Consider the following 17,875-nt stretch of genomic DNA (forward strand, 5'->3'; position numbering starts at 1 on the left):
AGGAGCAAATCATGCCTACTGTATCCACCCCCGATCTCTGCGATGAACATGGCGACAAGGTTCGCGTTATTGAAGGGCAATTTCGACACTATGGCGGCAAGCAAAACTTCAGCGGCCAAATCGCTACCATAAAATGCTTTGAAGACAATTCCAAAGTTGCCGAGCGCGTAAAAGAAGCAGGCAATGGCCGAGTACTGGTGATCGACGGCGGTGCGTCACCGCGGCGCTCACTATTGGGCGACAACCTAGCTAAAGCAGCAGTAGATAATGGCTGGGCCGGCATCGTTATTTACGGCTATCTTCGCGACGTAGAGGAGATTGCCCCAATGCCTATCGGTATCATGGCGCTCGGCAGCGTACCCCGCAAAACGGAAAAATTAGGCGATGGCCGCTGCGATGTGCAAATCGAATTCGGCGGCAGCATTATTCGCCCCGGCGAATACCTTTACGCCGACCTAAGCGGTATTATCGTGTCAGAAAAGGCCTTGTAAGCAATGAAATACGCAACGCTGTAATCCACTAAACTATAAAAATGAAATGCGGGAGACGCACATGAAACTCGGACTATTACTCGGCTACTCTGGGGCAAAGTTATCACTGCCAATGGACACCGTAAAAAAAGCTGAAGCACTCGGCTTCGACTCGGTGTGGACCGCCGAAGCCTACGGTTCAGACGCCGTTACTCCCGCAGCATGGATATTGGCGCAAACCAGCAAAATCAAAGTCGGTACTGCCATCATGCAAATGCCAGCGCGCACTCCCGCCATGTGCGCAATGACGGCCATGAGCCTAGACCAACTATCCTGCGGACGCTTTATTGTTGGGCTTGGTGCATCCGGCCCCCAAGTAGTAGAAGGATGGCATGGTGTACCCTACGGTAAACCTGTTACTCGTACCCGCGAGTATATTCAAATCATGAAAAAGATTTTCGAGCGCGAAGGCCCGGTAGAATTTGACGGTGGCATGTACCAAATGCCGTATAAAGGACCTGGCGCGACAGGCCTCGGCAAGCCCTTAAAATCAATTTTACATGGCGACCCAAGCATCCCGATTTACACAGCATCGATTACACCTGCAGGCGTTAGCGCCTCAGCGGAGGTTGCTGATGGTGTATTTCCGGTGTGGATGAGCCCAGAAAAATACTCTGTGCTTGAACCAAGCATTACAAAAGGCCTAGAGAAAAGCGGTCGCAATAAAGCAGACTTCGATGTAGCGCCTTTTGTTGGCGTCATCATGGACGACAATATCGACGGCTGTCGCTACTTTATTAAAGACTTCCTTGCACTTTATATTGGCGGCATGGGCGCCAAAGGTAAAAACTTCTACACCGATTACGCCTCACGCATGGGCTACGGTGACGCGGCGGAGCAAGTACAAGATTTGTACTTGGCTGGCAAAAAAGACGAGGCTCGCAACGCCATACCAGACGCCCTCGTAGACGAAATCGCCTTAGTCGGACCGGAAGCGCGTATTCGCGAGCGTGCGGCTGACTGGAAAGCCGCATCAAAGCGCGGCGAAGTAAATTCTATGCTGCTCAACTGCGCGCAGCCAGAAGCGATGGAAGTGATGGCGGATTGCTTCCTTTAATGGGAGACGCTTGGCGGAAGTCGGAAGTCGGAAGTCGGAAGTCGGAAGTCGGAAGTCGGAAAATAATTGATCACACACATGCTATGATCAAGCAATGCGTGTTTATTTTTCGTCGACCATCCGACGCCAAACGTCAATCTGCGCCCTCATCTCCCGTCCGGCGTATAGCAACAAACTAATGGCAACACACAAGGACAACCCAACAACGTGACCACAAATACCCGTCGGCTTGCCATGGCCATTTTGAATGGCTTTGATGCGTTTTTCGCAGAGTACAAAAATATCACTCTCGGAGCCCAAGCTCGCTTTGAAGCGGCCGACTGGCACGGAGCACAGAAGGCTATTCGCGATCGTCTCGCGCTGTGGAAACAAAAGCGCTCCATCGTGGCCGAAGCGGCCTACACCATTACCGGCGGCAGTGTTGAAGATCGCGACAACTGGGAAATTGCCAAGCAAGAATACGCGCAGCTTATTCAGGGCCACGACAATTACGAAATTGCCCAATCATTTTTTAACTCTATTTACTGCTATGTCTTCGACCACGAAAAAATTCGCGACATCCATACTTTCGCACTCAGCTCCAGCCAAGAACGTCCGCCCATCGCCAGCAATTCCATATTAAAGCGCTACCGTTTTGACGGTGACAATGCCGCCGATATCGTTCGCTCGATGCTAGATGACTGTGAATTTAATATTCCCTGGGAAGACCAGCAGCGCGACGTCAGCTTTATTATGAAAGTCGTTAACCGCGAACTCATTCCAAAAATTCGCGATAAAGACAAAGAGGTCTATGTCGAAACCCTGGAGTCACTATTCTTTCGAAATAAAGCTGCCTATTTAGTTGGCCGTATTGTCAGTGGCGATTTCAATATGCCCTTTGTGCTACCTATCCTTCACAGCGAAAACAAATCCATTTTCGTCGATACCGTTTTATATGATCCCGACGATATTTCTATTTTATTTAGTTTTAGCCGCAGCTATTTCATGGTGGATACATCCATACCCTCGGAATACATCGCCTTCTTGCATCGGCTGATGCCCAACAAAGAAATCTTCGAACTTTACAGTGCCATTGGCATGCCCAAGCACGGCAAAACCGAGTTCTATCGCTTTGCTGTTGAAGACACTGCGAGTAGTGAAGAACCCTATATTATCGCACCCGGTATAAAGGGCATGGTTATGCTAGTGTTTACTCGCCCTGATTTTGGCTACGTCTACAAAGTAATAAAAGATCGCTTTACCCCACCCAAAGACATGAGCCAAGAACACGTGCGTCAATGCTATAGCCTAGTAAAGCGCTGGGATCGCGGCGGCCGCATGGCCGACACTCAGGAATTTAATAATTTGGCTTTTGATCGCCGTCGTTTTTCTGATGAATTAATTGCTGAACTTGAGAAAGAAGCACCCTCGAAAATAAGAGTGAGCGGCAACGCACTGCTACTCAAACATGTGTACATAGAACGCAAAATGATACCGTTAAATTTATATCTTAAAAATTGTGATGAGCAACAATTAGAAAGTGTCATGGGCGAGTATGGCAACGCAATTAAACAGCTTGCAGCGGGTAATATTTTCCCCGGTGATATGCTGCTAAAAAACTTTGGTGTTACCCGTCACGGCCGCGTTGTTTTCTATGATTACGACGAAATTTGCCCCCTCACCGATTGTAATTTCCGTAAGCTACCTGAACCGAAAAACGACGAGCAAGCAATGGCAACCCAGCCATGGTATGAAGTGAAACCGGAGGACGTTTTTCCAGAGGAATTTAGATTATTTTTCTCAGGCAATCAGCGTGCCAAAAAAGTTTTTGACAGGTTACACAGCGAACTGTATGACCCCGAGTATTGGCGCGGATTACAGGAAACAATTCGCAACGGCTATGTCGCCGACGTATTCCCCTATCGGAAAAAACAACGCTTTCAGCAGCGCCACTCTATCTAATGCGTCTTTTAAATTGACCCCGCTGACACCAGGAACAGTATCAGCGGGATCAATCCAACAGAATATCTCTCATACTTAACTACAATGGCGACATGATTTGCCCACGACTCATGCCTTGCATATCCTCCAGAAAATCTCTGTGGGCACTCACTGCCCGAGATAATTGCTCAGCGGGAATACGATCGGGTGTATCCTCCTCGGTGTGATAGTGTGGCGTCGCCATGGTGAGATTAACGCTTGGCACACCGATCTCGCCCATCGCACCCTCTAAATCACTGTTAGCGTTAACAGTGGGTATAGTCGGTAATACCCCGGCCAAAAGGCCATACTTAACAAGATAAGGTAGGAAGGTGCGCGCCAGTGCTGGGTGGGCCGTTGTGAATAACATACGTTCTTCATCACCGGGCCGCTCAACAACCAAGCCGAGCATATCAATCAGCCCGGTACCGGAAATATGCTCCTCTCCTTTCGCGGCAAGGTGATCTAAATTTACAAATAAATCGAGGCTGGTAACTTCGTCAGGATGAGCGTCCACCCTATGATGAACACCTCCATAGGGAAACCCAACATCATGCCCCGTTACGCCGACAAAAATCATATCGTGGGGCCGATCCTGTACTGGCAACGACGCGAAGTGTTCTGCTAGTCCAATAAGACCTGCCACGCCAGTCGCGTTATCTAGCGCGCCGGTAAACCACGCATCGTAGTGAGCACAAACCATAATCGGGCCCGCTTCAGCTCCAGAACCCGGCAAACGGCCGACAACATCGTGAGTAGTGCCGTCTACATGTTCGGCATCGAGTTGCCAAGTGACCGAAGCACCATCACGGGCAGCATCGCGTAGCCGAGCTAGGTCCTGTGCGCCTAATTGAAAGGCGGGGATTTCATTATCATCTAAATAATTCTGACCAGAGCTGGTTGGCCGAATAAGGTTATCTGGCGCGTCTGAGGTAACAAACATAGCAACAGCGCCGAGTTCCGCCGCGCGATGGTAGGTCTCCTTGTATGTAGCAAACACATTTAGCAGAGCCTTACCGGTCACTACGACGGCCTTGCCCTGTATGTTTCTAGCAAGCAATTCAAGCTCGCTACCCAATCCAACATCGATCAATTCGGCGGTGCCACTCCCCCCCTTGGTAGACCACATCGGAAAACTTTTAATTTCCTCTTCATAGGTGTCGTGTATCAAGCCCACACGCCAATCGTCGAGCTGCCACTTTCTCATGTAGTAGGGCTCAATTTTGGTATTCAGTCCCGCGTCACTTAGCCTCGCCGCCAACCATTCAGCGGCGCGCCGCTCTTCAGGATATCCAGCCCAGCGCGGTTGAAACTCACAGAGCTGGCGCACCCAACTGTGCAGACGTTCGGGATTCATCGGGTCAGACTGCAACACAGACTCTTCGTCGCCGACAGGGTTAGAAGAGCTACCTTGACTAGATGACTTGCACCCAACAAACGCCGCAGGCAATGTCACGGCGGTCGCCACTAACGCCGAGTGCTGCAGAAACGTGCGGCGCCTCAACATAGCACTTACTTGTGAGCGATCAGCAGATCGAACAGACAACTCACTAATTAATTTAGATAAATACTTCATTTTCCGAAGCGCTCCATAATCCAATTTGCAATCGTCGGTGCAGCCATGTCCGCCGTCGGCGAATGGTCAGCGGGCCAACGATCATAGCTAACCTCATAACCCTGCTGCCGATACTCTTGCACCAACTGATCGGTAAAAGGCAGCAATGCAACAGCATCTAAAATACCCGCATCAATTCGAATCGCGATATCGCGGCGCATAGGAATTAAGCGCACATCGTCCTCTTGCAATGCACGACGCATTTCGGCTACCACCTCGCGCCCGCGCGACCCTTTCATTTCATCTGGCGACATACCGCCCCAGGATGTCTCATGACTGAGGTCTTCTAAACACAGGCGTTCAAGATCAGGCCACAGCGCCAGTGCTCTTTCCGACAAACCGCCGTCTTGAAGAATCAGCTTCTCAAAGGTCGGGTCTACCGTGGCGATACCTTTCAATACTAATCCCGCCAATGCCACCGCTACGTCCACACCCGGCGCGGTGATCGGTGATGATTCCAACGCGGCGATAAGGTTCTCCAGTTGAGTAACGGGAGTGATCGCAGCGACACCTAAAAGATTAAGGCCTTTGGCGTTTTGATGCTCTCTACTTCCTGTATTGAGGGCTGCGACACCCCCCTCAGAATGCCCTGCTGCTACCCACTTATCCCCGATCTCACCCCAGTAACCAGCTACCGCCGAGGCCATATCCCGCATGCTGCGTGCAAGTGAATCCCCCCTCAAATATGGATGCGGACCAGGTTCACCAATCCCCTCGTAATCGGGTCTCGCGACCACAACCCCCCGACTTAAGAGTTGACGCGCCAGCTCATCGCCCTGCTGCATTCGACGCAATTCATTAGACTCGGCAATACCGTGGGTTGGCGCGCAGGCATCAGCCATACCTGTCGTCATATGGCCGTAAACGACCAAGGGCCAGTCGCCAGTCGCATAATGTACTGCCTCAGGTATCAACACCAATCCTGATGCCAGAACCGGCAAACCCTTCACACTTATCGTTGTGTAGCGCACAAAAAATGATTTGGCCGCGCCTTCAACTTGACTTGAAGCGGGTGCGTCAAAAATATCAATAATTGTTCCTGGTGGACGAGCTTGCCAACCCTGCGCTACAACGCCAGGAATGCGCTCTTGTGGCGTATCTGGGAGTGGATGTTGATTACCGCTATAAATGATTAAGCTGGAAAGCAGCCCACTCCACGCATTTGAAGACGATAGAGTGATTGTCAAGGCTAAAAGAAAAGCCTCAATAATTTTTATATGTATCATGGACTTACCCTTAAGTCGGTCTATTTCCGACTTTTATTAATCTAAGTAACCATGATTTCACAGCCTATGTGGGCTGACTTGTATGAAATGACTATTATTGAATTACATCGTAGAAAATATGGTGAAAATGGCGGTAAATAGCTTTTAATTAAAGAACCTTAAGGGACGTAGTGACGCTCAACAACGTTTGAGTCAACCGCCAACGTAGGGCTGATACCAAAAACCTCGACGAAATTTCTGCTTACGTGGGCAAGATCAAAAAAGCCAGCATCCATGGCGACATCAGTGAAGGTTCGGCCTTGTGTGTACTGACCTAACGCCTGCCACACCGCTGACCATCGTGCGTATTCACCGATCGAGTGACCGATAGTTTGTTTAAAAAGACTTCGCAATCTCGACGAAGACAAATTAACTTGTTGCGCAATTGCCTCAATATTAAATTCATTTAGAGGCAACGTGGCTAATATTTCACAGCTCCTCACAATACGTGGATCCATTGGCGCAATTTCCGTATTCGATCCAACTAGAATACCTAAGGTTTCATAGGCAAGCGCCTTAACATCAGAGCCAGCCAACTTCCCGTCAAAAGCCTGCTGCAATTTGGGCAATACCGGACTAAAGTCATCCAATTCCAATTCGACAACAGACTCATTCCCTAAACGACGTCTCAAACCACCATACTCAGGCCGCTCTATGGGGAGATAAAAAAGCGCCATATCGCTATCACGAGCCTCTACACTTGCACGACGACTCTTAGGTGCAACTATCGACGCCCGAGTGCTCAACCGCTGTCCATCTACGTCAATTGTATAAGGTTCGCGAAGTGCAATTCGCAAGGTGGCGGCAATCGATGTAGTCGGCCTATGAAGCACTAAGGATTTCGCCAGTAACAGCAAACCGCCATGCCAATAGTAGAGCTTTACTCCCTCTACTACGGGCTCTCGCATATTGCTATCTTTCGTTTTAACAACCACCCAAACTCACACATTTATTTTTAATTATAGTTTATGCACTATAGACCTAAACCTTATCTAAGTAGAGGTTTAGCGGGCATATTTGCTAACAAAGCCCATCTGTATTTACTATTTAATTCCTCAGATAGTGCCTTTACACGCACTGGGAATAGATACCGAAGCATTGGCAGCCAAAAGTATAATATAAAAAAATCCCCGCCAGTGGCGAGGATTTTGTAGTACCGTCAATGCACCTTCTAGAAGGGTCAAAGACAAAACAATTTAAAAAACTTAAAACGCCAAGCGCGCATTGATACCTACTGAATCGGTATCGTAGTCACCCACAAAACTACGGCTGATATTACCCGCTACTGAAAACTGCGGAACAATATAGACACGCAAACCTGCGCCTAATACTGCACCTGCATCAGAGTCACCGTCCACATCTTGATATGCCAAACCTGCACTCAAGTTGCCTTCAATATTATTGGTAAGCCACGTACGTGACATGACGCTACCGGTTAACGTATCGACATCAATATTATCTAACGCGGGATTAGTGCTTTCTGATTCAGCAAAACTATAATCTAAAGCCATCACTAAATCGCTGCGATCAGATAGCTTTCTCGGAGTACCGACACCTATACTCACGGTATCAAACTCTAAATTCCTGTTGTAATCGAGGTTCCCAATTGAACCGCGAACAAAGATATTCCGATCCAAAGCTAATGAGCCACCGCCATAAATTTGATCGGCATCGTCGTTGTCAACTTCAACATCAGCGTAACCACCTTCAACATAAGTGTAGCTAAAATCTTTTGCCAATAATGGACCCGCAGCAATTGCACTGGTGAAACCCGCCGCAAGTAATATCGTTTTTTTGTTTAACATGATTTTCGCTCTCCATAATGTAGACAGCGATTTAGACTGTGTTTTAGCAAACAGTTCCTAATATTTTTTGCAGACGTGAATTATTACTTTTACGAAAACTAAAGTGAACTTTTTAAGAAGCCCAAATATCACTCTAAGCTTCTAGCAAAAACGTCACCGGACCATCATTGAGCAAACTGATTTGCATATCGGCAGCAAACCGACCAAATGCAACATTAGCGTGTTTTGCGCTCAAATCCTCGACGGCATAATCATATAAATTTTCTGCGCGAACAGGGTCAGCCGCAGTAGAGAATCCCGGACGCAATCCTTTTTTAGTGTCTGCCGCCAAAGTAAATTGCGACACCAACAGCACCCCGCCATTAATATCTGTGACTGACTTATTCATCCTTCCTTCGTCATCGGCGAAAATTCGATACGCAAGTAGCCTGCTAATCAGTTTGGCAGCCTGCTCTTCACTATCGTCCTTCTCGACACCCAGAAAAACCAGCAAGCCCTGCTCTATTTCGGCAACGCATAACCCATCAACTTCAACTTTCGCAAACCGTACACGCTGTAGTAACGCTTTCATTCACACCCTAATTTTCAAATTTATTTGATCCCTACCACTGCGATGAACACACTAGCAGGCTGTTGAAAAACGTTGGCGAGACAGCGGATGCAAGGCAAAAATGGCTGAAAAGGCGGAGTTTACACGTAGTAAATGAGCATTTTGAGGCCATTTTTAACGCCGCAGACGCAACGTAGGTAGTTTTTCAACAGCCTGCTAGTAACTTAATTCGCCATTGCTTAGTAGGTCAGCTATATCGTTGCTCGCTTTAACCAGGGCATCAGAGATGCTTGGTTCAAAGGCGGAATGGCCGGCATCACGAATGATATGCAGCTCTGAACTCGGCCAGCGCTGATGCAACTCAACCGCGTTCTCAAGCGGACAAATCATGTCGTAACGACCGTGAACAATAATGCCCGGAATATTTTCGATCACCGCCATATTATCAAGTAGCTGATTGTCTTCCATAAAAGCATCATTAATAAAATAATGGGTTTCAATATGCGACATCGACACGGCGGTATGAGGGTCCATTAGGTGATCTTCGACATCGTGATTTGGCCGCAACGTCGAACAGCGAGCCTCCCATATTGACCAGGCTTTGGCAGCTGACATTCGCGCCACTTCATTCTGACCATGCAGTACCCGATGATAAGCTTGTATGCGATTCTCCTCGTCGCGAGGAAGCACGCAATCAGCAAAATCTTTCCAGTAATCGGGAAAGATTTTGCTGGCACCACCCTCGCTGTAAAACCACTCTAATTCCTGTGGGCGACATAAAAAGATACCACGCAATATCAAAGCCTTTACTCGAGCTGGCTGCGCTTGCGCATAGGCAAGGCTCAGGGTAGAACCCCAAGACCCACCGAACAGCACCCAAGTATCAATATTTAGGTAGTGCCGTATTTGCTCCATGTCGGCAATGAGCGCCGGTGTTGTATTATTTTCTAGGCAGGCATGAGGCTCAGAGCGGCCGCAGCCGCGCTGATCAAACAAAATAATCCGGTAGCGTTCGGGGTCGAAAAAGCAACGCGCCCTTGGACTACAGCCTGCGCCTGGCCCGCCATGTACAAACAGCACGGGAATACCATCCGGATTGCCAGATTCCTCGACATAAAGAACGTGGGGTGCCTGAACTGGCAAATGATGAGTTTGATAGGGCTTTATATCGGGAAAAATCGTGAGCATAACGACACCAATCCAAAAATTGCGCTTAGTCAGTGTAGCCTAGTCGCGGACGTATCGGTATGTGATCTATCGTGTGAATCGAATCGGAGGAGAGAGAACGGCGACTGTGGAACACAGCCGCCGAAGTGAGAACGTTTACTTAGCGCGCTTGCGCTCGTTCTCTTTCAACAGTTTCTTACGCAGACGAATGCTCTTTGGTGTCACTTCCACCAGCTCATCGTCTTCGATGAATTCAAGAGCCTGCTCCAAAGTGTGTTTAATGTGCGGCGACAACGTCAGCGCATCATCAGTACCAGAAGCGCGAACGTTGGTCAGCTGCTTAGCCTTGGTTGGGTTAACAACTAGATCATTGTTGCGGTTGTGAATACCGATGATCTGACCTTCGTAAACCTCTGCCGCATGACCCAAAAAGAGACGGCCGCGATCTTGCAAATTGAACAGACCGTAGCTCAGCGTTTTACCGCCAACCATAGAAACCAGAACGCCGTTCTGACGGCCAGCTAGCTCGCCGCCTTTCACTTCACCGTAGTGATCGAAAACGGTGGTCATGATGCCGCTACCAGACGTCATTGTTAAGAACTGGCCACGGAAACCAATCAAGCCACGCGCTGGTGCGATAAACTCAAGTTTAACGCGACCTTTGCCATCTGGCTCCATATTGGTCATCTCGGCTTTACGCAAGCCAAGCTCTTCCATAACCGAACCTTGGTGCTGCTCTTCAACATCAATAACAACATGCTCAAACGGTTCTTGAATCACACCATCGACCATCTTCTGTACTACTTCAGGGCGAGAAACACCCATTTCAAAACCTTCGCGACGCATGGTTTCAATCAGTACCGAAAGGTGTAATTCACCGCGGCCAGATACTTTAAATTTATCTGGCGTCTCACCTTGCTCAACGCGCAGGGCCACGTTGTGAATTAACTCTTGGTCCAAGCGATCACGAATATTACGTGAAGTAACAAACTTGCCTTCTTTACCGGCAAACGGTGAATCGTTTACCTGGAAGGTCATGCTGACCGTTGGCTCATCTACGCTCAATGGCGGCAAGGCTTCAGGATGACTAGGCGCGCAAAGCGTGTCGGAGATATTCAGGCCTTCAATACCCGTCACACAAACGATCTCGCCCGCCTTACCTTCAGGCACTTCAACTCGCTCAAGACCGTAGTAGCCCATCACGCTTAACACTTTACACTTACGGCTTTTACCGTCAGCACCAACGACAACCAACTGGTCATTGGCTTTCATGGTTCCGCGAGTGATACGACCAACACCGATTACACCAACATAGCTATTGTAATCGAGCGCTGAAATTTGCATTTGCAAAGGACCAACAGCATCAACTTCCGGCGTCGGCACCTTGTCTACAATCATTTGGAATAACGGTGACATATCTTCAGCTAGATTTTCAAAATCTAGACCTGCAATGCCGTTAATTGCCGATGCGAACATGATTGGGAAGTCCAATTGCTCATCGGTCGCACCTAGGCGATCGAACAAATCAAATACTTGATCAACTACCCAGTTCGGGCGTGCACCCGGACGGTCAACTTTGTTAACAACTACAATGGGGTTCAGACCTTGCTCGAAGGCCTTTTGAGTTACAAAGCGCGTTTGCGGCATTGGGCCGTCAACCGCGTCAACCAACAGCAATACACTATCGACCATCGACAGAACGCGCTCTACCTCACCACCGAAATCGGCGTGACCAGGGGTATCAACGATGTTGATACGGTAACCGTTCCACTCAATTGCGGTGTTTTTCGCAAGAATGGTAATACCGCGCTCTTTCTCCTGGTCGTTGGAGTCCATGATCCGCTCGGAATCTTGGTTGCGGCGGTCAAGGGTTCCCGACTGACTCAACAGCTTGTCCACCAATGTGGTTTTACCATGGTCAACGTGGGCGATGATGGCGACGTTTCTTAACTTACTGACTTCACTCATAATTTAGAAATTCCGGATGGACATTTTTGCTATCTGTATACGAAGGCATGCACGCAAATAGTGGGGCTGGCAATTTCGCCATTTAAAATAAGGTCGCGATTATAGCGGGTTTATTAGCCAAGCACATGATTTATGCCGTGCATATTACAGCTAACGAGCAAAAGTTAACGACGTAATGCCACTTAATGATCCTTATTTGCCCAATTACAACCACCACTTGGGCGTAACGCCGATAGCCGTTACAATCAAATTAAAGTCAACTACATTCCGCTACGGATGCCAATAACGATGACAAGCAATGTCACATGGAAGAGCCGCTGGACCTTCATTCTTGCCGCAACCGGCTCGGCGGTTGGCTTAGGAAACATTTGGAAATTCCCCTATATCACCGGCGAATATGGCGGCGGCGCCTTCGTCCTAGTGTATTTAGGCTGCATTCTGCTCATCGGCGTACCAGTTATGATTGCAGAGATAATGGTAGGGCGAGCTGGTCGCAGCGACCCCGTTCATAGCATGAGCAGCTTGGGCAAAACGTCCGGCAGGAGCGGTAACTGGGGCGCTGTCGGCGCGATAGGCATTCTGGCCGGCCTCATGATTATGATGTTTTACAGCGTGGTTGCGGGCTGGGCGCTAGACTATGTTGCACAGAGTTTAAGCGGCAGTTACTTGCAAAAGCCCACCGCTGAAATCGAACAAAATTTCTCTTCGCTACTCAGCAATCCGTCAGAACAATTTTTGTGGCACACCGTCTTCTCATTGATCACCGCATCAATCGTTGCAGGCGGCGTGACCAACGGCATCGGCAAATCGGTCGATATTTTAATGCCACTTCTGTTTGGCTTTCTTCTGCTTCTACTCGGCTACAGCTGGATAAATGGCGATTTCAGCGCCGGCCTGCACTTTATGTTCGACACTGACTTCAGCAAACTCAGCAGCGACGCGATTCTCGTCGCGATGGGGCACGCCTTCTTTACCTTGAGCTTAGGTATGGGAGCGATCATGGCCTATGGCGCTTACTTCCCGGGGAAAGCATCCATTGGCAAAACTGTGCTGACCATTGCCGCGCTAGATACCGTGATAGCACTCGTCGCGGGGATGGCCATGTTCCCACTCGTCTTTGCCAACGATCTAACACCGGGACAAGGGCCAGGCTTGATGTTTGTCACGCTGCCCATCGCCTTTTCCAATATGGCTGGCGGGCAATTTTTCGGCACTATCTTCTTCGCCCTAGTTAGTATCGCCGCTCTCAGCTCGTCAATTTCACTAATAGAACCCGGCGTTGCCTGGCTAGAAAAATACGGCATCAAACGCCCGTTATCGACCTTTGGCTTTACCGGGGTAGCGTGGCTCGGTGGCATAGCCTGTATTTATTATGGAGAAGTATTCGATGCGCTTGACTACTTAACCGCCAATATCATGCTGCCGCTGGGCGGCCTAATGATTGCAGTATTTGTTGGTAGAGCAATGCCCCGCAAAATGGTCGCACACGAAGTGGGCATGGGAGACAGTATTCTCTTTAAAAGCTGGTGGTTTGTGCTGCGCTACCTCGCCCCAATCGGTATTATTCTTGTGTTTCTAAACAGCCTTAAACTTATCTGAACAGGATTACTCTGTGCGCAATATCACCTTAAATGTGTTTGTTATTTCTGGCCTGCTGGGCTTTGGCGGGCTTTATTACTACAGCGGTGAAGTCGAAAACCACTACAAGGCCAATGCTGACCGCTACTTAAAAGCGTCACTAGAAAAAATTTCGAGCTGGGAAGTGAGCGACCTAAAATCAGAGCTCGGAAAAGAAACCCTAGCCGAAGTCAGCGATCAGCAACTACAGGAATTAACGGCAAGCTATAGGCACCTAGGCGCATTCACCGACATGGACGAGCCAACATTCTCTCGCTTAAGTGGCGCGCTATCTATACTCAATCACCCGCCCAAGCTCAGCTATAGCAGCAATGTGCGCTTTGAACACGGCAGCGCCATTATGACGGCAACGCTAACACTCGAAAATCAGCACTTTAAATACTACAACCTAAACTTAGGCGCGCCAGCAAACAACTAGGTAGCTACTAAGCGAGTACGCACTTGTGTAACTCAGCCCGCTCGCCGTCCGCTATCGGCGTCGGGCGGTGCTCGGCGTCAACACACACCAAAGTAGTCTCACCCTCAGCAACTAACTCACAGCCGTCCTCCGAATATAAAGACTGCAGCAAACGAAAACTACTATTGCCAATGTGTATCACCCACGCTTTAGCGCGAAGACGTTTGTGATAATGCCACTCCTTTCGGAAATTAAGACCAATCGCCGCCACGATCACACCTGATAACTCACCATCCTCACCCATAGCGAACCCAGTATTTGCCATCCACTGCACCCGAGCTTCTTCCAGATATCGAAAATACTGCACGTGGTTTATATGCCCCATGCTATCTTGGTCGGACCAGCGCGGCGCAACTAGCACATCGAATAATGGCTGCGATAACTCCTTGTTCATGATGGACGGTATACCTTCACATTAGTAAAACCCTGTTCTACTAGGTGGGAAGCGTGCAATCGACTCATCACGCCTTTGTCACAGTACAGCAGATAAACTCGCGATTGATCTAATTCGACAAAACGGCGGTGCAATTCATAAAACGGTACTGCCTGGACCTCGGCATTGACCAACTTCAAGGGTTTGCGATCAACCTCATCGGGGTGTCGCACATCCAGTATTAACGATCCCGACACGGGAATAGATAAGACCTCGACATCGACTACGGTTCTATCTTCATCAGCCAATTGATCGATATTGATAAACTCCGCCGCTGCAATCGCGCGCTCCAACACGGAAAAATCGAATTTTTCCTCCTGCGCGACAATCTTCTCCGGCTTGGCCCGCGTGGTGGGCCTAACCGAAATAACGCCACAGTATTCAGGCATATTCGCCGCAAACTCTTCGGTGCCAATTTGCGCGGCCACTTTGATGATGTCGAGTTTATCCATCGCAATCAAAGGTCTGAGCACGAGGGTGTCGGTAACCTGATCAATGACAGATAAGTTCTGCAAGGTCTGGCTAGAAACCTGCGAAACGGCTTCACCTGTTACCAAGGCCGGCACTTCTAGCTGCGTTGCAACGTTGGAGGCTGCGCGCAACATCATGCGCTTGAGAACAACGCCCATTTGCGAGTTTTCGACATTTTTAAGGATTTCGCCAACCACCTCCTCGAAGGGGACACTGACAAACTTCACCCGATGAGACGCACCATATTTAAGCCACAAATACAGGGCAACCTCTTTCACGCCCACCTGGTGCTCACGACCACCTAAATTGAAAAAACAGAAGTGCGTTCGCATACCCCGCTTCATCATCATGTAGCTTGAGACCGTGGAGTCAAAGCCACCAGAGATAAGTGACATCACCGCGTCAACCGTGCCCAAGGGGTAGCCGCCTAAACCCTCTAAGCGCCGATTAACAATATAGACCGTCTCGTTGCGTACCTCGATTCGCACGGTTACATCGGGCTTATGCAAATCGACGCCGGCGGACTCGACGTGCTGATTCAAGCCACCACCGACATAGCGCTCAACTTCACTGGAATTAAAATCGTGCTGCCCCACACGCTTGCAACGAACTACAAAACGCTTACCCCGCAAGCTATCGCCAATGGCATCGCGGGTTTTCTCAAAAATATCGTGCACATCAATTAGCGGGTACTCAGCGACCTCGATAACATGAGCAATTCCGGGGGTATTGCACAATACCGTTGCAAAACCCTCCAGCACATCCAAATCGGTGGCGTGTGTTTCGATAGTGATACGATCCCAATCGCGAACAATGATCAAGCCAGGATCGAGTGGCAAAAGTAATTTCCGAAGATTATCTCGCAACTGCTGAGTAAATTTCTTACGCACCGGCTTACTTTTGATAATGATCTCAGGAAACAGCTTGACGATAAATTTCATTATAGGGTCGCATAAATAAATGGGCGGCTATTATAGCCTCCCCTAGGTCGCCATGCAGCCCAACCAACTCAGCGCACCGAAATGGCGCACAAACCCCTATGGTGCACCAAAATAAATCGCAATTTTAGCGGCTACGCACAATCTTTAATCACCGCCAACAACCGACGATCTCTACGCCCAAACAGCAAGCACAATTAAACGGCATAAATTTTGCTTTTCCGGTTCACAGATTGCTCCGCTATGCGGCACAATACGTTGCGAATATAATCATCATCAACTCGGCCTAGCCGAACCTTTAACAGACTCTCTATTCTGGAGGACGTACATAATGTCAGAGAACACTCTGAAGTTAATCGCCGATAACGACGTGAAATGGGCAGACATGCGCTTCACCGACACAAAAGGCAAAGAGCAGCACGTCACCATTCCGGCTACCGATGTTGACGCCGGTTTCTTTGAAGACGGCAAAATGTTTGACGGTTCATCGATCGCTGGCTGGAAAGGCATTAACGAATCAGACATGATTCTTATGCCAGATGACTCAGCGTCTGTTTTAGACCCGTTTACTGAAGAATCAACTATCATCATCCGCTGCAACATCGTAGAACCCTCTACAATGCTGGGCTACAACCGCGATCCACGCTCTATTGCTCAGCGCGCTGAAGACTATATGCGCTCAAGCGGCATCGCTGACAACGCGCTATTTGGACCCGAGCCCGAATTCTTCATTTTCGACGACGTTAAGTGGAAAGTGTCTATGGAAGGCGCTAGCTACGCAATTGCATCTGACGAAGCCGCGTGGAAATCTGGCGACAATTTCGAAGAAGGCAATACCGGTCACCGCCCTGGCGTTAAAGGTGGCTACTTCCCCGTACCGCCAGTCGACAGCCTGCACGACCTGCGTGGCGCGATGTGTAATGCAATGACCGATATGGGCCTGACCGTTGAAGTTCACCACCACGAAGTGGGTACAGCTGGTCAGTGCGAAATCGGCGTTGGTCCAAACACCTGCGTTAAGAAAGCTGACGAAGTTCAAATTCTTAAGTACTGCGTACACAATGTTGCACACGCCTACGGCAAAACTGCGACCTTCATGCCTAAACCAATCGTTGGCGACAACGGCAGCGGCATGCACGTTCACCAGTCTTTGAGCAAAGACGGCGTTAACTTGTTTGCTGGCGATGTCTACGGCGGCCTTTCTGAGACTGCGCTGTTCTACATCGGCGGTATCATCAAGCACGCTCGCGCTATCAACGCGTTCACCAACGCCTCTACCAACTCCTACAAGCGTCTGGTTCCGGGCTTTGAAGCACCGGTAATGCTGGCTTACTCAGCGCGTAACCGCTCTGCATCAATCCGCATTCCATTTGTTCCAAACCCGAAAGCGCGTCGCGTAGAAGTGCGCTTCCCAGATCCATCTGCCAACCCTTACCTCGCGTTTGCGGTAATGCTGATGGCTGGTCTAGATGGCATCAAAAACAAGATTCACCCTGGCGATGCTGCTGATAAAGACCTTTACGATCTTCCAGCAGAAGAAGCAGCGGCAATCCCAACCGTTGCCTCTAGCCTAGATCAAGCACTGCAAGCACTAGACGCAGACCGCTCGTTCTTAACCGCTGGCGGTGTTTTCGACGACGATACTATCGACGCTTACATCGCACTTAAAGCACAAGAAGTTGAGCGCCTGGCCATGACAACTCACCCTGTTGAGTTCGACATGTATTACAGCGTGTAATACTTGATAGCGCTTTAAAAGAACCCGCCTCTGGCGGGTTTTTTTTATACTTGTAGCCTAGTACTCCTTCAACATGATATTGACGGGTACAGTCAGCCCTACGGCGGTTCAGTGCGAGGCGTTTTCTCGAAAGCATAGCGGGCCTATGGCGAGAGGAAATAACGAAGCAATGGACTGCCGTAGGGCTGACCCGCAGGGCGCCAAGCAGGCCGCCCCCTGCGGCGTTGCACTGGCTTGACGTAGGCCCACTATGCCTGCGCCAGTGCGTCTTGCAGGGAACGGCC

15 protein-coding genes are annotated in these 17,875 nt (G+C 49.3%); 6 read left to right on the forward strand and 9 right to left on the reverse strand.

The genetic code is table 11. The features are described 5' to 3' along the window. Window positions 1–11: 11 nt before the first annotated feature. The 3 genes from rraA to aceK all read left to right on the forward strand — a co-directional run bounded on the left by rraA (window position 12) and on the right by aceK (window position 3,528). Window positions 12–491: a ribonuclease E activity regulator RraA gene (gene rraA, locus KXJ70_RS08320; RefSeq protein ID WP_219042946.1), complete on the forward strand. Its 480-nt coding sequence runs from the start codon at window positions 12–14 to the stop codon at window positions 489–491. 61 nt (window positions 492–552) lie between these two features. Continuing rightward, window positions 553–1,587, forward strand: coding sequence for an LLM class F420-dependent oxidoreductase (locus KXJ70_RS08325; protein ID WP_219042947.1), 1,035 nt, complete (start codon window positions 553–555; stop codon window positions 1,585–1,587). A gap of 207 nt (window positions 1,588–1,794) precedes the next feature. After that, entirely contained in the window at window positions 1,795–3,528 is a 1,734-nt protein-coding gene (gene aceK / locus KXJ70_RS08330) for a bifunctional isocitrate dehydrogenase kinase/phosphatase (RefSeq protein WP_219042948.1), read from the forward strand. Window positions 3,529–3,607: 79 nt separating this feature from the next. Here the strand turns inward: aceK and KXJ70_RS08335 are convergent, their stop codons facing one another. From KXJ70_RS08335 to typA, 7 genes are all read right to left on the reverse strand, one after another. Continuing rightward, window positions 3,608–5,122: a M28 family peptidase gene (locus KXJ70_RS08335; RefSeq protein ID WP_219042949.1), complete on the reverse strand. Its 1,515-nt coding sequence runs from the start codon at window positions 5,120–5,122 to the stop codon at window positions 3,608–3,610. Next, entirely contained in the window at window positions 5,119–6,387 is a 1,269-nt protein-coding gene (locus tag KXJ70_RS08340) for an alpha/beta hydrolase (RefSeq protein ID WP_219042950.1), read from the reverse strand. The genes KXJ70_RS08335 and KXJ70_RS08340 overlap by 4 nt, the downstream gene beginning before the upstream one ends. A gap of 158 nt (window positions 6,388–6,545) precedes the next feature. After that, window positions 6,546–7,334, reverse strand: coding sequence for a helix-turn-helix domain-containing protein (locus KXJ70_RS08345; RefSeq protein ID WP_219042951.1), 789 nt, complete (start codon window positions 7,332–7,334; stop codon window positions 6,546–6,548). 297 nt (window positions 7,335–7,631) lie between these two features. Continuing rightward, the gene (locus KXJ70_RS08350; RefSeq protein ID WP_219042952.1) at window positions 7,632–8,231 is read right to left on the reverse strand and encodes a hypothetical protein; all 600 of its coding nucleotides are present in this window, start codon (window positions 8,229–8,231) and stop codon (window positions 7,632–7,634) included. A 133-nt stretch (window positions 8,232–8,364) separates the two neighbouring features. After that, window positions 8,365–8,802 carry a D-aminoacyl-tRNA deacylase gene (dtd, locus tag KXJ70_RS08355; RefSeq protein ID WP_219042953.1) on the reverse strand — a complete coding sequence of 146 codons (438 nt, stop codon included), beginning with the start codon at window positions 8,800–8,802 and terminating at the stop codon, window positions 8,365–8,367. A 195-nt stretch (window positions 8,803–8,997) separates the two neighbouring features. After that, entirely contained in the window at window positions 8,998–9,969 is a 972-nt protein-coding gene (gene pip / locus KXJ70_RS08360) for a prolyl aminopeptidase (RefSeq protein ID WP_219042954.1), read from the reverse strand. Window positions 9,970–10,104: 135 nt separating this feature from the next. After that, entirely contained in the window at window positions 10,105–11,916 is a 1,812-nt protein-coding gene (gene typA, locus KXJ70_RS08365) for a translational GTPase TypA (RefSeq protein ID WP_219042955.1), read from the reverse strand. Between the two features lie 288 nt (window positions 11,917–12,204). Here typA and KXJ70_RS08370 point away from each other — a divergent pair, with 288 nt between their 5' ends. Both KXJ70_RS08370 and KXJ70_RS08375 read left to right on the forward strand, forming a co-directional pair. After that, window positions 12,205–13,515 (forward strand): sodium-dependent transporter, encoded by a 1,311-nt coding sequence (locus KXJ70_RS08370; RefSeq protein ID WP_219042956.1) that lies wholly within the window; start codon window positions 12,205–12,207, stop codon window positions 13,513–13,515. 13 nt (window positions 13,516–13,528) lie between these two features. Then, the gene (locus KXJ70_RS08375) at window positions 13,529–13,972 is read left to right on the forward strand and encodes a hypothetical protein (protein ID WP_219042957.1); all 444 of its coding nucleotides are present in this window, start codon (window positions 13,529–13,531) and stop codon (window positions 13,970–13,972) included. Between the two features lie 7 nt (window positions 13,973–13,979). On the opposite strand, the gene KXJ70_RS08380 is transcribed toward KXJ70_RS08375, so the two are convergent. Beyond that, window positions 13,980–14,405 carry an acyl-CoA thioesterase gene (locus KXJ70_RS08380; RefSeq protein WP_219042958.1) on the reverse strand — a complete coding sequence of 142 codons (426 nt, stop codon included), beginning with the start codon at window positions 14,403–14,405 and terminating at the stop codon, window positions 13,980–13,982. Beyond that, window positions 14,402–15,856 carry a tRNA uracil 4-sulfurtransferase ThiI gene (gene thiI / locus KXJ70_RS08385; protein WP_219042959.1) on the reverse strand — a complete coding sequence of 485 codons (1,455 nt, stop codon included), beginning with the start codon at window positions 15,854–15,856 and terminating at the stop codon, window positions 14,402–14,404. The genes KXJ70_RS08380 and thiI overlap by 4 nt, the downstream gene beginning before the upstream one ends. 328 nt (window positions 15,857–16,184) lie before the next feature. On the opposite strand from thiI, the gene glnA reads away from it, so the two are divergent. Next, window positions 16,185–17,591, forward strand: coding sequence for a glutamate--ammonia ligase (gene glnA, locus KXJ70_RS08390; protein ID WP_219042960.1), 1,407 nt, complete (start codon window positions 16,185–16,187; stop codon window positions 17,589–17,591). Window positions 17,592–17,875: the final 284 nt, after the last annotated feature.

The sequence above is a fragment of the Zhongshania aquimaris genome, from assembly GCF_019312595.1.
In the GTDB taxonomy this organism is placed as follows: domain Bacteria; phylum Pseudomonadota; class Gammaproteobacteria; order Pseudomonadales; family Spongiibacteraceae; genus Spongiibacter; species Spongiibacter aquimaris.